The sequence below is a fragment of the Rhizobium sp. 01N447_2 genome, assembly GCF_056399245.1.
Window position 1 is genome coordinate 43,924 of sequence record NZ_JBFTQY010000003.1, and the last position, 17,218, is coordinate 61,141.

Genomic DNA, 17,218 nt, shown 5'->3' on the forward strand with positions numbered 1-17,218 from the left:
TTTGCCGGCGGAGATCATGAGCACGTCAAGACATCGCAGGTGGCGCAGGAAGATCGGACCCGTTTCGCGCTGGCTTCCGGCCTTCGCCCGCCTGTCGACGGTATTCCTGCTGATCGCGCTGGCGCTTTTCGTGGCGCTCAGGGTTGCCGCGCCCTATCTCATTTCGACCGGCTTCGTGCGCTCCGGCATCGAGGACGCACTGTCGAAATGGACCGGCTACCATGCCGAGATCAAGGGTAGTCCTGTTCTCGAATTCTGGCCGACACCGCGCATTACGCTGAACCAGATCACCATCCGCCAGCCGCGCGAAAGTGGCGACAAGCTGCTCGGCAGCATTGAAAGCCTGTCGGCCGATTTCAGCCTCATCGATGCGTTGCGAGGCCGGACTAGCTTCCACGAATTCCATTTGGTGCGCCCCAACCTGGCGCTGACGCGCGACGAGAAAGGCCTGATCGACTGGAGTTATGCCGGCCTGCTCGCACGTGCGATCAGTGGCGTACGCTACGAAAACGGAGCCGAGGTGCTCGATCCTGATCTCGATGCCGAGATCGGCGCAGTGACCGTCGAGGACGGCACGCTTGTGGTCACCGACGTCAAGACCGCCAAGGCCTATCATTTCGGCAGCGTCACCGCAGATATTGCCTGGCCGAGACTTTCCGGCGCGATCTCGGCGGTCGTCATCGCCCGCATCAACGGCGAGGATCTGAAGGTCGATTTCGCCTCACGCCAGCCGCTGCTCGCCTTTGCCGGCAGGAATGCCGAGACACGGACGTCGCTCACATCAAACCTTTTGACGGCGCACTTTCAGGGGATTGCCAGCATCGCCAGCCTTTCGGCCCTTTCCGGCAATATCACCGCCAGCATTCCCGATGTGCCGGCGCTGCTGACATGGTCGGGCAAGTCGATCCCCGGTATCGCAACGCTGAAGAGCGCTTCGCTGGAATCTGACATCATGTCGTCGGGCAACGGGCTGCGCTTTAACAATCTCAGTCTCTCGTTGAACGAAGCGAGCGCCACCGGGGTGATGGACCTTTTCACTCAACCCGGCAAACGGCCGAAAATCGGCGGCACGCTCGCCTTCGACCAGATGAACCTCAAGCCTTTCCTCGACGCCTTCGCGCTGAGGCTCGCCGCCGGCGAGGCAGAGGAAATCTCCGCCGGCATAGGCGGGCCGCTGCAGGCGCTCGATGTCGACGTCAGGCTTTCGGCGCGGCGCGCCCAGATGGGGCTCTTCGAGCTTTCCGACGTTGGCGCCAGCATGATCGTTGCCGGTGGCGAGGCGAAATTCGATATTGGCGACAGCCAGTTCGAAGGCGGCGAGATGACGGCACATCTGGAAGCGACGCAGCGCGACTTCGACGGCGGCGGCAAGCTGCAGCTGTCGATCCGCAATGCCGACTTCGCAGCCCTTGCCGAGCGCCTCGCGCTGAAGGGTCCGCTGCCGCTAGCAACAGGATCGCTCGATCTCGACCTGCAGTCGCCAAAGGCGATCTGGACGACCGGTCTTGCCGACGTCACCGGCAAGCTGCACTTCTGGACGGGCGAAGGCACGATTCCCGGCATCGATGCCGCTGCACTCCGGACGCAGGCGGCCGACAAGCCGTTCTTTCCGCTGAGCGCGGCAGCAGGCGGCGCCTTCGCCTTCAACCAGCTGAACCTTCAGGCCGATTTCGCCAACGGCACCGCCGAGATGCACGACGCCCATATCGCCGGCGCCACGCAGACACTGACGCTTTCCGGCGTCATCACCTATCAGTCGAACGGGCTGGCGCTTTCCGGATCGCTGGAGGCAACCGATCCGGCCAAGGCCGCGGAGCTGCCGCTTCTGCCGTTCTTCATCGGCGGTTCATGGCCGAACCCGGTGATCTCGCCGGTTCCGCTTTTCGGCAATACACCTCACGCGCAATGAAGCACGTCGCGCAAAAGTGTGCAGCGGTTTTGCGATAACGACATGCGTAAAATAGAGACATAAAGCGCGAGGAGCACGCGCTTTAGACCTCACGCGCCGGCCGCGGCGGCGCGCTCGTCCCTCTGGCGCTGCGTTTCGCGGCGCTTGGTGATGATCGAGGCGCAGATGACGCCAACCGCCACGATGCCGATCAGGATCGTGCACACCGCGTTGATCTCGGGCGTCACGCCGAGGCGCACCTGGCTATAAATCCTCATCGGCAGCGTGGTGGCGCCAGGTCCCGACGTGAAGCTCGCAATCACCAGATCGTCGAGCGACAGGGTGAAGGCAAGGATCCAGCCGGAGGCGACGGCGGGCGCGATGATCGGCAGGGTGATTTCGAAGAAAGTGCGCACCGGCGGCGCGCCGAGATCCTGGGCCGCTTCCTCGATCGAATGATCGAAACTCAGCAGGCGCGACTGCACGACGACGGCAACGAAGCACATGGTCAGCGTCGTATGCGCAAGCGTGATCGTCCAGAAGCCGCGGTCGAGACCGATCGCGACGAAGAGCAGCAGCAATGACAGGCCGGTGATGACCTCCGGCATGACGAGGGGGGCATAGACCATGCCCGAAAACAGCATGCGACCGCGAAAGCGGGTGTAGCGCACCAATGTCAGCGCCGCCATCGTGCCGAGGATGGTTGCCAAGGTTGCCGACAGCAGCCCGACGCGCAGCGTTACCCAGGCAGCGTCAAGCAAGGCCTGATTGCTCATCAACGAGACATACCATTTCGTCGAGAAGCCTCCCCAGACGGTCACGAGCTTGGATTCGTTGAAGGAGAAAATGACGAGAAGCACGATCGGCAGATAGAGGAAGGCGAAGCCGAGGGTGACGGAGAGGATGTTGAAGCGGGTCCATTTCAACATGGCTTATTTCCCCCGCTCTTCGGCTTTAGCCTGGACATTCTGGAAGAAGACGATCGGGATGACCAGGATCAGCAACAGGATGGTCGCCACCGCCGAGGAGACCGGCCAGTCGCGGTTGGAATTGAACTCGTTCCACAGCGTCTTGCCGATCATCAGCGTCTGCGACCCGCCGAGCAGATCGGGAATGACGAATTCGCCGACGGCCGGGATGAAGACCAGCATGCAGCCGGCCACCACGCCGGGGATCGACAGCGGGAAGGTGACGCGCCAGAAGGCGGTGATCGGCGGGCAGCCGAGATCCTGCGCGGCCTCGATCAGCGTGCCGTCCATCTTCTCGAGCGCCGAATAAAGCGGCAGCACCATGAAGGGCAGATAGGAATAGACGATGCCGATATAGACGGCGGTATTGGTGTTGAGGATGATCAGCGGCGTGTCGATGAGGTGCAGCGACAGCAGCAGCTGGTTGAACAGGCCCTCCGGCTTCAGGATGGCGATCCAGGCGTAAACGCGGATCAGAAAGCTCGTCCAGAAGGGCAGGATCACCAGCATCACCAGCGTCGGGCGCAGGCCACGCGGCGCCTGCGCCATGCCGTAGGCGATCGGATAGGCGATCAGCAGCGTCAGGAAGGTTGAGATCGCGGCGATCACCACGCTCGACACATAGGCATTGAAATAGAGCGGGTCGTCGGTGAGGTAGGTGTAATTGTCGAAGGAGAGTTCACTGAGCTTGCTTAAGAGGCCAGCCCAGCCGTCGGCGAAGGTGAAGACGGGCTCATAGGGCGGCATGGCGATCGCCGTCGTCGACATCGAAATGCGGAAGACGATGAAAAAGGGCGCCAGGAAGAAGAGCAGCAGCCAAGCGTAAGGGATGACGATGACGAGGCGATTGTAGAGGCCGGACGTGAACTTGCCCATGATGTTAATCCTTCAGCAACACGCCGGCGTTTTCGTCGAAGGAGACCCAGACGTCCTGATCATAGGTGAAGGGGTCGTCGACGGAGCGCTGCGCGTTGAGGGAGGAGGCCTTGACGACCTTGCCGCTCTGCAATTTCACATGGAAGACGGTCATGTCGCCGAGATAGGCGATATCCCAGAGTTCGCCCTTGGCAGCGTTGACCGAAGCGTTGGCGGGAGGCGTGCGCCCGACCCGCATCTTTTCCGGCCGGATGGCGAAGCCGACGGCGCTGCCTGCCGAGGGTGTCTCGGCGGCGGCGACACGCACGCTGAAGCCGCTATCGACTGATATCTCGACGGTGCCGTTGCCCGATGAGGCGACCTTGCCATCGAAGATGTTCACGTCGCCGATGAAATCCGCGACGAAACGGCAATTCGGCGCCTCGTAGATCTCGGCCGGGGTCGCCACCTGCACGACCTTGCCGTGGCTCATGACGGCGATACGGTCGGCCATGGTCATCGCCTCTTCCTGGTCGTGGGTGACGACGACGAAGGTGAGGCCGAGGTTCTGCTGCAGGTCCATCAGCTCGAACTGAGTTTCCTCGCGCAGCTTCTTGTCGAGCGCGCCGAGCGGTTCGTCGAGCAGCAGCACCTTGGGGCGCTTGGCGAGCGATCGGGCCAGCGCCACACGCTGGCGCTGGCCGCCGGAAAGCTGGTTCGGCTTGCGGGAGGCAAACTGTTCCAGCTTGACGAGTTTCAGCATCTGCAAGACGCGGTCAGTCATCTCGTCCTTTGCCATGCCGTCCTGTCTCAGGCCGAAGGCGATGTTCTTCTCGACCGTCATGTGCGGGAAAAGCGCATAGGACTGGAACATCATGTTGACGGGGCGCCGATAGGGCGGCGTGCCGGCCATGTCGGTGCCGTCGAGCACGATTTCGCCCGAGGTCGGCTGCTCGAAACCGGCGAGCATGCGCAGAAGCGTCGACTTGCCGCAGCCGGAGGCGCCGAGCAGCGCGAAGAATTCACGGTGATAGATATCGAGCGACAGGTTATCGACGGCAGTGAAATCGCCGAAACGCTTGGTGACGTTCTTGATTGAAATAAAGGGCTTGGCGGAGGGATCGGTCCAAGGTGCGAAAGAGCGGCGAATATTGCCTAGAGACTTCATATTGTTCCCCGAAAATACATTATTTTCTTTTGTTCTCGGCTTTTGTTCCCGGCTTCACCCGACCGGAATCGTCAAAAAAAGGCCCGGACGTTTCCGTCCGGGCCACTATCAAATCATTGGCCGGTGACCACGGTGGTCCATAGCCGCGTCACGATCCGCTGGGTCTTCGGATCGAGCGGCGGAACGGTAAAGAGTTTCGCCATCACTTCCGGCGTCGGATAGATCGCCGTATCGTCGAGGACCTCCTTGTCAAGGAACTGCTGCGACGCCTTGTTGCCGTTGGCGTAGAAGACGAAGTTCGAGGCCTTGGCGATCACTTCCGGCTTCATCATGTAGTTGATGAATTCATGGGCTTCGGCCACGTGCGGCGCATCCTTCGGAATGCCAAAGACGTCGAAGAAGATCTGGGCGCCCTGCGACGGCACCGAATAGTCGACCTTTACGCCGGCATTGGCTTCCGCGGCACGGTCGCGGGCCTGGAACATGTCACCGGAATAACCGAGCGCGATGCAGATATCGCCGTTCGCCAGCGCGCTGATATATTCGGAAGAGTGGAACTTGCGGACGAAGGGACGAACAGCCGTGAGGACTTCCTGGGCCTTCTTGAGATCGGCGGGATCGGTGCTGTTCGGATTGAGCCCGAGATAGGCGAGCACCGAGGGCACGACATCAGTCGGGGAATCCAGCATATAGATGCCGCAATCCTTGAGCTTCGCTGCTTTCGCCGGATCGAACAACGCGTCCCAATTGGGCTTTTCGTCGGTGCCGAGGGCAGCCTTGACCTTGTCGACATTGTAGCCGATGCCCGTCGTGCCCCACATGTAGTCGACGCTGTATTCATTGCCGGGGTCGAAGGACGCCACGCCCTTCATGATGACGTCCCACATGTTGACCAGGTTCGGCAACTTCGACTTGTCGAGCTTCTGGTAGACGCCGGCGGCGATCTGGCGCTGCATGAAGGATACCGTGGGGACGACAACGTCATAACCCGAACCGCCGGCCAAGAGCTTGGTTTCCAGCGTCTCGTTGGAATCGAAGGTGTCGTAGACGACCTTGATCCCGGTTTCCTTGGTGAAATCCTCGAGGATGGAACTGTCGATATAATCCGACCAGTTGTAGACGTTGACCACACGCTCCTGCGCAAAGGCCGGCACGGCAGTAAGGAGTGCGGTAACGGCGGCGGCCGTCACGCATAGGATGGTTGACCTCATGACTTCTCCTGTTTGTTCAAAGATTCCGCACCCCCGGACATCTTTTCCCTCTGGTTTTCCACGCAGACTAAGAAGGAATTTCACAGCCCACAAGCGCAAAATCCTGCGCCCTCAATGATTTCACAATCACTGGAAATCGAAGGCGCTGAGCCCGGCCACCATCTCATCGAGCCCGAGCGGTCTCGTCACCGGCGGCTCGGCCCGGGAAAGGCAGCCGCGCCGCTCGCAAAGCCGACAGGCCGGACCGATCGCGACCGGATCAAGCGCCATCGCCTGCCCATAGACCACACCCTCGCCAAGGGCAGCGTCGCAGCCGATCAGGATCGCGGTGCGCCTGACCCTTTCGCCGAATTCGACGCTCGGTCCCTCCAGGGTGCGGGCGACCGTCAGGAAGGATGCGCCGTCGGGCATGACCACCGTTTCGGCGAGGATCTGGCCCGGCTGCAGGAAAGCGGCGTGGATATTGAGCTTCGGACAGCCGCCGCCGAAACGGGCCTGCGGAAAGCCCTGGGCGCCTGCCCTGCGTAGCCGGTGGCCCGCGGCATCGATCTCGATCAGGAAGAAAGGGATGGCGGCCGCGCCCGGGCGCTGCAGCATGGCAAGGCGCGCGGCGGCGTGGCCGAAGGAGACGCCGAAGCGTGCACGCAGAATATCGATATCGTAGCGCGTTGCCTTGGCCGCTGACAGAAAGGCTTCATAGGGCATTGCGAGCGCCAGCGCGGCGATGCGAGCAAGCTCGAAGCGGGCGATGCGGCGTGCCTCGGCGGAGGAGAGCGAGAGATCGTCGAGCTCGGCATCGATTGCCGGCAGCAAAGCGAGAGTCGCAGCCTCGATTGATATCTCATGCGCACGGTCGGCCTGTGACAGGCGCTCCGAGATGAAAAGCCGCATCGAATGGCGATCGAAACGGCGGCGCAGATCCGGCATCACATGGACGGGCAGGACACGCACCGCGATGCCGCGCTCGGAGCGCAGCCAATCCTTCAGCCCGGCGGCAAGATCGACACCCCAGGGCAGCGTTGAGGCAAAGGCTTCCGCCGCCGTCTCGATCCGTCCGAAATAACCAGACCTGCGTTCCAGCGCCTCGCGCACCTCGTCCAGCGGCAACCGGCCGGCGGCGACCGGCGCATGCCCTTCGGCGGCCATCAGCGCCGTCAGATCGGACAGCCTTGCCGCCTGCTCGCGATAGGCGCGGTAGAGCTTGATCATGCCGCTCGCGGCATTGGGTGCTGCCTCGGCCACCTCCACCAATTCCTGATCACCCGGCAACTCGCCCGACAGCAGCGGATCGGCAAAGATCTCCTTGAGCTGGTCGAGACTGCCGCCGGTCTGCCCCCGCAACTCCTCCAGATCGACCCTATAGACGCTTGCAAGCTTGAGAAGGAGCTGCACCGTCAGCGGCCGCTGGTTGCGCTCGATCAGGTTCAGGTAGGACGGCGATATTTCAAGCGCCTCGGCCATGGCGGTCTGCGTCAGCGCCAGCGCATTGCGGATGCGCCTGACTTTCGGGCCTGCGAATATCTTTCGTTCCGCCATGTTACACCCTTTGACAGGCAAGGAGCGCTGTATTTACAAAATTTTACAAATTCACAGCGCCGCTCTGTCAATCCTCGTCATCTTAACCTCTTTCCGAGCAGGAAATCAAAGGTTTTTCTGGCCATAACGGCTGATATTGTCAATCTTGTCATGCAGCACCTTTGTCGGGCTTTTTAGTGAGGAGAGCAGCATGACGGATTTTTACAACCTTGTTCCAAACGCATCAGCACGCCGCTTCGATGGCATCGAGAGACCGTACTCGGCCGAGGACGTGCAGCGGCTCAGAGGCTCGGTGGCGCTGCGCCATACGCTGGCCGAAATGGGGGCGGACCGGTTGTGGCGGCTCATCCACCAGGAGGATTTCGTCAATGCGCTCGGCGCACTTTCCGGCAACCAGGCCATGCAGATGGTGCGCGCCGGACTGAAGGCGATCTATCTCTCCGGCTGGCAGGTGGCGGCCGACGCCAATACGGCATCGGCGATGTATCCCGACCAGTCGCTCTATCCGGCCAATGCCGGTCCGGAACTGGCCAAACGCATCAACCGCACACTGCAGCGCGCCGATCAGATCGAGACCGCGGAAGCCCAGGGGCTTTCCGTCGAGACCTGGTTCGCGCCGATCGTTGCCGATGCGGAAGCAGGCTTCGGCGGACCGCTCAATGCCTTCGAAATCATGAAGGCCTATATCGAGGCGGGTGCCGCGGGCGTTCACTTCGAGGACCAGCTCGCTTCGGAGAAGAAATGCGGCCATCTCGGCGGCAAGGTGCTGATCCCGACGGCCGCCCATATCCGCAATCTCGATGCCGCGCGGCTTGCCGCCGACGTCATGGGCGTTGCGACGCTCGTCATCGCCCGCACCGACGCGGAGGCGGCAAAGCTCTTGACGTCGGACATCGACGAGCGCGACCAGCCCTTCGTCGACTATGATGCCGGCCGCACGGTCGAAGGTTTCTATCAGGTGCGAAACGGCATTGAGCCCTGCATCGCGCGTGCCGTCGCCTATGCGCCGCATTGCGATCTCATCTGGTGCGAGACCTCGAAGCCGGACCTCGATCAGGCGCGGCGCTTTGCCGAAGGCGTGCACAAGGTCCATCCCGGCAAGCTGCTCGCCTATAATTGCTCGCCTTCCTTCAACTGGAAGAAGAACCTCGACGAGGCGACGATTGCGCGGTTCCAGCGCGAACTCGGCGCGATGGGCTACAAGTTCCAGTTCATCACGCTCGCCGGCTTCCACCAGCTGAACTACGGCATGTACGAACTGGCGCGCGGCTACCGGCAGCGGCAGATGTCGGCCTATTCCGAGCTGCAGCAGGCGGAATTCGCCGCCGAGGTCAATGGCTATACCGCCACCAAACATCAACGCGAGGTCGGCACCGGCTATTTCGACGCCGTGTCGCTCGCCATCACCGGCGGCCGGTCTTCGACCACGGCGATGCACGGTTCGACCGAACATGCGCAGTTCAAACCGGCTGCGGAATAACTCGAAGAGGAGGAGAAGATCATGGCATCCATCACACGCGTCAGGGAACGGGCCGAGGAGCAGGCAAGCAGCATGAGCGAGGATCAGCAGACGACGATCCGCATGCTCGCCAACGACCTGCATCGGCTGAACCAATCGGTCATGAAAGCGGTCGAGGCCGGCGTCTCGGTCGAACTGGTGCGCTCGGCCCGCCATCATGGCGGCGACGGCCACTGGGGCGACCTGCTGATTCCGGTCGTCGTCACCAATCGGCATTGACGAAAAGCCGACCGGTGGCGGGCCGGTGAATGTCGGCCCGCTTCTTCCATCGCCGCGCGACCTATCGGGTGCGCGGCGCTTTACGTCTCTATCTTATGCATGTCGTGGCGCCAAAACCGCTGCCCAGTTCTGGGCGACACGCTTCAACCGCGGCTCGGTCGTTTTCCGGCGAAGAGATCGGCATAACTTCTGATGAGCTTGGTCATGCGGTCGGCGACCGTGCGGATCTCCGGGCGGTGGCGGTCCTCGGCATTCATGACGATCCATTGCCGGTGGCGCAATTCCGGCAACTCGCCGCCCTGCCGCTGCAATTCGGGATGGAGATCGCCGACGAAACAGGGAAGCACGGTCTTGCCGGCGCCGGCGCGCACCAGATCCGGCAGCGAACGCGGCCGATTGACCGTGGCGACGATCCCTGTTGCGGCATGGGCGTGCGGCCAGCGCAGATAGGCCGATATCGCCTCGTCCTCGGCGACTGCAATCCAGCGCTCGTCGGTCTCGGCGGCGTTGCGCCTGATATAGACGGCATAGGCCACCTCCCCGAGCTGACGTGCGGCGAGATTGGCCTCCTCGGGCTCGAAGGCACGAATACCGATATCGCTCTCGCGATAGGCAAGGCTTGCCCGCGCCTCGCCGATGGTGAGCGAAATGGCGAAGGCATCGCCCGGCATGCGGATTGCGGCGAAATTCTCCGTCAGCAGCCAGGCGAGCCAGGTGCCGGCGGCGACCCTGACGGTCGTGCCGCCCTCGCCGGATTGCCGCCACGCCGCCACCTTGCGGGCGGCGGCCTCCATCTCCTGAAGGTGATCGAGCAGCGCCTGGCCATCCTGCGTCAGACGGTATCCGGTCTGGCTGCGCGAAAACAATGCGCGGCCGATCTCCTGCTCGAGATCGAGCATGCGCCGGCCAACGGTCGCAGGACTGAGCCCGCTTGCGGTGCTTGCCCCCGTCAGCCCGCCGAGCCGGGCGACCTGCAGGAAAAGTTGATAGGAATCCCAACTCGCGTTTTTCATCGATGAAAAACATAGCGGGATTTTCCCCGTTTATAAAGAGAAATTCGATGCCTAGATCAGCTGATGTCTGACATAGGAAAGGACATTGCCATGATCGACATGATCACCATCGCAGGCACTATCGGCTATCTGCACTATCCCCAGCGAAGCGGCGGCAAGGCGGAAGAGGACAGATTCTATGCCGAGTTCGGAAACAATAGCCTCATTGGCTTTATCGCCTGGCTGACGTTGCTCGACCTCAATCTAGGAAGGCGCCGCAAGGCCGCGGCGCAATCCCGCAGCGGCTGCGGCTGCGCGGTTCAGGCGACTCTTCTTGCTCCGAGATGAGCCGGTGCCGATTCTGCGACGATGCGGAACCGCTCGATCAGCGCCATCAGCGTATCGGCCTCGCCGGCAAGCAGGCGGCTTGCCTGCGTCGTCTCGGCAACCATCGATGCGTTCTTCTGGGTCATCTGATCCATGGCGTTGACCGAACCGTTGACCTCCTGCAGCGCGGCCGACTGATCGCGGCTGGCGGTGGCGATGGTCTCGACATGACCGCTGATCGCGATGATCTCCTGGCTGATCGAGGCAAGGACGCTGCCGGTCTTCTGGACCAGTTCGGAACCTGCCGTCACTTCCCGGCTCGATGTCTCGATCAGCGACTTGATCTCGCGCGCCGCATCGGCCGAACGCTGGGCGAGTTCGCGGACTTCCTGGGCGACGACGGCAAAACCCTTGCCCGCCTCACCGGCGCGCGCCGCCTCGATGCCGGCATTCAGCGCCAGAAGATTGGTCTGGAAGGCGATGTCGTCGATCACCTCGATGATTTGCTCGATGCGCTGCGAAGCCTGTTCGATACGCTCCATGGCGGAGACGGCATCGCCGACGACGGCGCCGGAATTGTCGGCGGTCTTCTTGGTCGCGGCCACGACATTGTTGGCTTCCCGGGCACGCTCGGCGGAAGAACGAACCGTCACGGTGATCTCCTCCACCGCGGCCGCGGTCTCCTCGAGGTTTGCCGCCTGCGCCTCGGTGCGTTTCGAAAGTTCGCCGGCAGAGGCAGAGACGGCGCCGCTGTTGCGCTGGATGCTCGAGGCGCTGTCGCGGATGCCGGACAGCGTATCCTGGAGCCGCAGAAGCGAAGCGTTGAAATCGACGCGCAACTGCTCCAACCGGCCGACGAAAGGCGTCCCGATCGTCTGCGAGACGTCGCCCTGCGACAGGCGCCCGAGGCCGGCAGCAAGCTGGTTGACGGCAAAGTCGATCTGGCCGTCGAGCGAGCGCTTGTCGGCATCGTTCCTGGCGCGTTCGGCATCGCTCAAGGCGCGCTGTTCGGCAGCCTGGGTTTCCAGATCACGCCTTGCGCGGGCGCTATCGCGGAAAAGCGCCAGAGCACGGCCGATATCGCCGAACTCGTTCTTCTTTTCGATACAGGGGATCGCGCCATCGAGATCGCCCGCGGAAATCGAGTGCACGCTCACGGTCAGCGCCTGCAAAGGCTTCACCGACAGGCGGATCGCATAGAAAGCGAGAACGCCGACGATGAGCATGACGATGGCGCCGACGCCGAGAACCAGCATCTGCAGCTCATACATACGCTGGTAATAGACCTCCATCGGAATGCCGATGAAGAGAATGCCGACATTGGCGTTCGAGGCGTTCTTGATCGGGAAATAACCGGTCATGAACTTGCGGCCGAAAAGCTCCGCCGGTCCATAATAGGCTTCACCCCTGGCGAGAACCGGCTGGGCCGGGTGCTCGGCGACCAGCTTGGTGCCGACGGCGCGGTCGCCGTTTTCCTTCTTGACGTTGGTGGATATGCGGACGTAGTCGCTGCCCTGCTTTTGGAAGATGGTCGCAACGCCGGCGATCGACTGCGCGGTGCGATCGACCAGCGAATGATCGGCAAGGGCCGGAATGGCGTCTTCGGTGACGGCGGAGAGCTGATTGTCCTTCAGCTCGATCTTTGCAGCCTGATCAGCTGCACCGTAGAGGACAGCCATCGCACGGGCGGCGTCCTTCGCGTCGGAGACGGCCCCGTCCATGACCTGATGGCTCAGATTGTAATAGGTCACGCCGACGATGGCGGCCGTGCTGATGGCCAGCAGAAACAGCGTGATCGCAACGATCTGGCGTACGATCGACGTAGAGAAAAGGCGCAGCATCGAGACCCCCGGGAGATAAACCAAGGTTAAATTAGACTAAAAGCGTTAAGGAAGATTCTCCGCAAATCATGGCTGTCGGAGATATTCATCGCCTGGTTTGCAAGCGTTTTCCGATGATCCCGGCGTGATAGGCGGCCGGGCATTCGACCTATTCTTCCATCGTTCAAATCTTCTCAATCGCGGCGCTATTTTGCAGAATAAATAGAAACGGCCCCGGAAAGTCCGGGGCCGTCCGCATGAAGACGGATCGATCGACGATCAGGCGGCGCGGTAGACCGGCGCGGCGGCTGCCTCGCCGTCGATCTTGAACTGCTGGATGAGCCGGCGCAGCGAATCGGCCTCGTCGGCCAGCTCGCGGCTGGCGGCGGTTGTTTCCTCCACCATGGCGGCGTTCTGCTGCGTCATCTGGTCCATCTGGTTGACCGTCGCATTGACGCTCTGCAGCGCGTTGGACTGATCGTGGCTGGCGCGGGCAATCATCTCGACATGCTGGCTGATCGTGACGATCTGGGCGCTGATCTTGGCGAGCACCGTGCCGGTCTCCTGCACGAATTGCGAGCCGGAATTGACCTCGTTGGTCGACTTGTTGATCAGCCCCTTGATCTCCTGTGCCGCGGCGGCGGAGCGCTGGGCCAGTTCGCGGACCTCCATCGCAACCACCGCGAAGCCCTTGCCGGCTTCACCGGCGCGCGCTGCCTCGATGCCGGCGTTGAGCGCCAGGAGGTTGGTCTGGAAGGCGATCTCATCGATGACGCCGATGATCTGCTCGATCTGGCGCGAGGCATCCTCGATGCGGCCCATTGCGTCGATCGCATTGCTGACCACGACGGCGGAATCATCGGCGCTGCGCTTGGCCTGACGGACGATCTGGTCGGCATCCTTGGCGCGTTCGGCCGACGAACGGACCGTGACGGTGATTTCATCGACGGCAGCCGCGGTCTCTTCGAGCGAGGCAGCCTGCTGTTCGGTGCGCTTGGAGAGGTCCTCGGCCGACTGGGCCATCTGGTTGCCGTTGCCCTGGATCAGTTCGACATTGTCGCGGATCTGGCTCATCGTCGCCTGCAGGCGCATCATCGAACCGTTGAAATCCTGGCGCAGCTGTTCGAGACGGCCGATGAAGGGCGTTTCGATCGTCGTCGAGATATCACCCTGTGACATGCGTTCGAGGCCGGCGGCGAGCGCATTGACCGCAAATTCGATCTGACGATCCATCTCACGCTTTTCGGCGTCGTTGCGCTGACGCTCGTGTTCGGCGGCGGCGCGTTCCTCGTCGCTCTGCTCCTCGATGCGGATCTTCGAGATGGCGTTTTCCTTGAAGATGCCGAGTGCGCGGGCGATGTCGCCGATTTCATCGTGACGCTGCTCGCCGGAGATGCTGGTGTCCAGCGCGCCTTCGGCGATGCCGCGCATGGCGGCGGTGATATGGCTGATCGGGCGCTGCAGCGTCAGCACCAGGGCAATGCCGCCGAGGATCGACAGCAGGATGCCGAGACCGGTGGTCATGACGGAGATGCTGTTTGCCTGGGTGCGCTCGGTGCCAGCCGTCTGCTTCTGCAGTTCGGCGAAATCGGTCAGCTTTTTCCAGATCTGGTCGAGCTCCTGGCGGGCTGCGGCATAGGCGGTGACGCGCTCGCCGATCGTATCGACGATCTTCGAGCCGCCGCCGGAGATGATGTCGAGCGCCGGCTGGATCGCGCCGGATATGCCTTCGGCAAAGCCCATGCCCTTGGCGCTGGTGATCAGCACCTGCATGTCCTTGCCGAGCGTGCCGGCCTGCTGCTGCAGACGCACGAGATTTTCCTTGTTGGAGTCGGCGAGAAAGTCGGAAAGAACGATCTGCAGCGAATAGACGGAATTTTCCAGGCGCCTCGTATCCTGCAAGACCGAGTTGGCCTGGGCAATCCGGCCGTCGAGCGCGGCGAATTCCTGGGTCGCGTCACGCATTTTCTGCGTGGCGGTCAGCTGCGTATAGGTCGAGGTCTGGCGGAAGCGCGAAACGAGACGGCCGAGTTCGGTGGCGGTCTCGTCGGTCGGATTGGGCGTCTGGACGATCGTCTTGATGCCGTCGATGGTCGCAGCCAGCGCGTCGATGACATTCTTCTGATTGGTCGGAACCGAGATGGCGATCAGACGCTGCGATTTGATGATCTCCGGCATCTGTTCGTTGATGAAGGCGATCTTGTCCTGCGGTGTCTGCGGCTTGCTGAAGCCGCTGGCAACGGTGCCAAGAAAATCGCCGCCTTTCAGCAAGCGGTCGGCCGTGCGTAGGGTGCTGGTGGCGGCGCTCTCGTCGCTCTGGACGGTGCTCTGCAATTCCTCGGCCTGGTAGGACACGGTGAAGCGGGTGCTGATCACGCTCTTCTGCGCTGCGTCGATCTGCTCATGCAATGCCTGCTCCTGCTCGTGCAACGCCCAGAGCTTGTCGACGACGCCCGAAATGTCCTTGGTGCGGCGCGATGCCTCCGCAAGGCTGTCGCGACCGGCGGCCTCTTCACCGACCTGGTTCAGCGTCTGGTCGAGCACGCCTTGCTGGGCCTTCAGATCCGCGAGCAGCTTGTCGCGCGCCTCAGGGCTGGTGACGCGCAGGAAATCATCCATCGAGCCATAGAGATCCTTGAAGCCGCTCAGCGACTGCAGCACGCTGTTGGATATTTCCATGCGGCCCTGCAGAAGTCCCGAAGCGTAGAGGCCCGTCAGGCCCACCGCCGAAATGGTGACGACGAAAGGCAGAACGAAGATCAGGACTTTCGTCTTGATCCTGAAGCGGGAAAGAATCTTGTCAATCAACATGGCGTTCCGGGCCTTTCATACACCACTCCTCCCGCAGGCAGCCACATGGCGCCAGCCGGGTGCACATCGAGCTATTCTTGATTACATTGGGGAACCCGGAGGCCAGGCGGCAGTCATTGCCAGTTCATGTCCAAACAACTTGGAGATGCCCAAATATTCGCGAGCAATTGTGTCAGATTAGATATTAATTTTCGGATAAGCGGTTATGGCGGGTTAAGCCAAGGCAGTGAAATAGTTGCAAATTATGGGCCGCGACGGCGCGGTGCGACAATTGGCATGTCGCAACATTCGTTCCAGGTCTGCGGACGGGATCAGATGAAGTGCGAGAGCAGCAGCGTGAGGGCGGCGGCGGTGGCGCCGGCGGCGAGCATAAGATAACGCAGGGCGACCATCCGGGCGTTCGGCTTTGCCTCTGCAATTGCGATGGCGCGGGCGCGTCGTGTGTTTCTGTTCATGGTCGAAACCTCACTTCTCTCTGACACAACAACAATCCAACAAATCGGCTTGCCGGTAAAGCTTAATTTAGGAACGACCTTACAAACCGCCAATTGAGACAGGATGGCGCACCTCTATTAAAAAGTCTTGAATCGGCTTTTCCAAGTGCATTCACCTCTAGGCCCATTCGCCCGCGGCAAAACCGGAAGCCCAGGCCCATTGGAAATTATAGCCGCCGAGCCAGCCGGTGACGTCGACGCACTCGCCGATGAAATAAAGGCCGGACACGGCTTTTGCTTCCATGCTGCGGGAATCGAGCGCTGCCGTGTCGATACCGCCGAGCGTCACTTCGGCGGTGCGATAACCTTCCGAGCCGGACGGTTTGACCGCCCAATTCTGGGCGCTGGCAGCAAGACGCAGCAGCGCCTTGTCAGGCAGGTCGGCCATGTTGCCGGAGATCTTTTCGCGTTCAACGAGAAACTGTGCCAGCCGCTTCGGCAGGATGTCGCCAAGGGCTGTCTGCGGCGACTGGCGGCCATTGAGCTGTCTTGCCGTCTTCAAATGCGCCGCAATATCGATATCCGGTTCGATGGCGACCACGATCTCGTCACCCTCGCGCCAATAGGAGGAAATCTGCAGGATGGCCGGGCCGCTCAGCCCGCGATGGGTGAACAGCAGCGCTTCGCGGAAGCCGGTCCTGCTATGGCGAATTTCGGCTGGGGCGGCGATGCCGGCGAGCGGGGCGATGCTCTCGAGCAGGCCGGGATCGAGCGTCAGCGGCACGAGGCCGGGTCGGGTTTCGAGCACGGGCAAGCCGAACTGCTCAGCGAGGCGATAGGCAAAGCCGGTGGCGCCCATCTTCGGGATCGACTTGCCGCCGGCGGCGACGATCAGCGATGATGCTTCATAATGGCCTTCGCTCGTCGATACCCGGAAGCCGGCTTCGGTCTTCTCGACACCTGATATCTCGGTGCCAAGATGCAGTACTGCGCCTGCCATGCGCATCTCAGCCAGCAGCATGCGGATGATGTCTTTGGCGCTATCGTCGCAGAAAAGCTGGCCGAGCGTCTTCTCGTGCCAGGCAATGCCATGCTGGTCGACCATGGCGATGAAATCGGCGGGCGTGAAACGGGCGAGCGCCGACTTGCAGAAATGCGGGTTGGCGGAGAGGAAATTCTTCGGTCCGGCATGGATATTGGTGAAATTGCAGCGGCCGCCGCCGGATATGCGGATCTTCTCGCCAGGCGCTCTGGCATGGTCGAGGACCACGACCGAGCGGCCGCGTTTTCCCGCGCGGATGGCCGCCATCATGCCCGCCGCCCCGGCGCCGATGACGATGACGTCGCTTTTGCGCTGCAAACCCGTTTCCCCGATCAAAATCACGTCTTCTTTTTCCATCAAAGGGCGAAAGTCAACGTTTGCCACCCCTCGCCAATTGGCGAAGTCTGGTTATGATGGCGCCACGATCA

14 protein-coding genes are annotated in these 17,218 nt (G+C 61.8%); 4 read left to right on the top strand and 10 right to left on the bottom strand.

Going from position 1 to position 17,218, the window contains the following annotated elements; translation table 11 throughout:
- The first annotated feature begins 16 nt into the window (after positions 1 to 16).
- Positions 17 to 1,909, top strand: a complete 1,893-nt coding sequence (locus AC1ECN_RS02725; protein ID WP_024320920.1) for an AsmA family protein — start codon at positions 17 to 19, stop codon at positions 1,907 to 1,909.
- 89 nt (positions 1,910 to 1,998) lie between these two features.
- Here AC1ECN_RS02725 and AC1ECN_RS02730 read toward each other — a convergent pair whose 3' ends face one another.
- The 5 genes from AC1ECN_RS02730 to AC1ECN_RS02750 all read right to left on the bottom strand — a co-directional run bounded on the left by AC1ECN_RS02730 (position 1,999) and on the right by AC1ECN_RS02750 (position 7,626).
- Complete coding sequence (locus tag AC1ECN_RS02730; RefSeq protein WP_017967096.1) at positions 1,999 to 2,817, bottom strand: ABC transporter permease; 819 nt, start codon at positions 2,815 to 2,817, stop codon at positions 1,999 to 2,001.
- Between the two features lie 3 nt (positions 2,818 to 2,820).
- The gene (locus AC1ECN_RS02735; protein ID WP_024320921.1) at positions 2,821 to 3,732 is read right to left on the bottom strand and encodes an ABC transporter permease subunit; all 912 of its coding nucleotides are present in this window, start codon (positions 3,730 to 3,732) and stop codon (positions 2,821 to 2,823) included.
- A 4-nt stretch (positions 3,733 to 3,736) separates the two neighbouring features.
- Positions 3,737 to 4,879 carry an ABC transporter ATP-binding protein gene (locus AC1ECN_RS02740; RefSeq protein WP_024320922.1) on the bottom strand — a complete coding sequence of 381 codons (1,143 nt, stop codon included), beginning with the start codon at positions 4,877 to 4,879 and terminating at the stop codon, positions 3,737 to 3,739.
- Positions 4,880 to 4,992: 113 nt separating this feature from the next.
- The gene (locus tag AC1ECN_RS02745) at positions 4,993 to 6,090 is read right to left on the bottom strand and encodes a polyamine ABC transporter substrate-binding protein (protein WP_024320923.1); all 1,098 of its coding nucleotides are present in this window, start codon (positions 6,088 to 6,090) and stop codon (positions 4,993 to 4,995) included.
- Between the two features lie 126 nt (positions 6,091 to 6,216).
- The gene (locus AC1ECN_RS02750) at positions 6,217 to 7,626 is read right to left on the bottom strand and encodes a helix-turn-helix domain-containing protein (protein ID WP_024320924.1); all 1,410 of its coding nucleotides are present in this window, start codon (positions 7,624 to 7,626) and stop codon (positions 6,217 to 6,219) included.
- Positions 7,627 to 7,816: 190 nt separating this feature from the next.
- Here AC1ECN_RS02750 and aceA point away from each other — a divergent pair, with 190 nt between their 5' ends.
- A complete protein-coding gene (gene aceA, locus AC1ECN_RS02755) occupies positions 7,817 to 9,106 on the top strand; it encodes an isocitrate lyase (protein ID WP_130671975.1) in 1,290 nt (429 codons plus the stop codon).
- Positions 9,107 to 9,127: 21 nt separating this feature from the next.
- Positions 9,128 to 9,364, top strand: coding sequence for an SMc00767 family acetate metabolism repressor (locus tag AC1ECN_RS02760; protein WP_003545603.1), 237 nt, complete (start codon positions 9,128 to 9,130; stop codon positions 9,362 to 9,364).
- A 143-nt stretch (positions 9,365 to 9,507) separates the two neighbouring features.
- On the opposite strand, the gene AC1ECN_RS02765 is transcribed toward AC1ECN_RS02760, so the two are convergent.
- Positions 9,508 to 10,377, bottom strand: coding sequence for a LysR family transcriptional regulator (locus AC1ECN_RS02765; RefSeq protein WP_018072614.1), 870 nt, complete (start codon positions 10,375 to 10,377; stop codon positions 9,508 to 9,510).
- A 90-nt stretch (positions 10,378 to 10,467) separates the two neighbouring features.
- Here AC1ECN_RS02765 and AC1ECN_RS02770 point away from each other — a divergent pair, with 90 nt between their 5' ends.
- Positions 10,468 to 10,704, top strand: coding sequence for a hypothetical protein (locus tag AC1ECN_RS02770; RefSeq protein WP_130671974.1), 237 nt, complete (start codon positions 10,468 to 10,470; stop codon positions 10,702 to 10,704).
- Here AC1ECN_RS02770 and AC1ECN_RS02775 read toward each other — a convergent pair.
- The 4 genes from AC1ECN_RS02775 to AC1ECN_RS02790 form a co-directional block, all read right to left on the bottom strand.
- Positions 10,677 to 12,524, bottom strand: a complete 1,848-nt coding sequence (locus AC1ECN_RS02775; RefSeq protein WP_130671973.1) for a methyl-accepting chemotaxis protein — start codon at positions 12,522 to 12,524, stop codon at positions 10,677 to 10,679. The two genes, AC1ECN_RS02770 and AC1ECN_RS02775, sit on opposite strands and share 28 nt — an antisense overlap.
- Before the next feature lie 258 nt (positions 12,525 to 12,782).
- Positions 12,783 to 15,314 carry a methyl-accepting chemotaxis protein gene (locus tag AC1ECN_RS02780; protein ID WP_130671972.1) on the bottom strand — a complete coding sequence of 844 codons (2,532 nt, stop codon included), beginning with the start codon at positions 15,312 to 15,314 and terminating at the stop codon, positions 12,783 to 12,785.
- Between the two features lie 311 nt (positions 15,315 to 15,625).
- Positions 15,626 to 15,769, bottom strand: a complete 144-nt coding sequence (locus AC1ECN_RS02785; RefSeq protein ID WP_018072610.1) for a hypothetical protein — start codon at positions 15,767 to 15,769, stop codon at positions 15,626 to 15,628.
- Positions 15,770 to 15,926: 157 nt separating this feature from the next.
- The gene (locus tag AC1ECN_RS02790; RefSeq protein ID WP_130671971.1) at positions 15,927 to 17,147 is read right to left on the bottom strand and encodes a BaiN/RdsA family NAD(P)/FAD-dependent oxidoreductase; all 1,221 of its coding nucleotides are present in this window, start codon (positions 17,145 to 17,147) and stop codon (positions 15,927 to 15,929) included.
- Positions 17,148 to 17,218 lie beyond the last annotated feature (71 nt).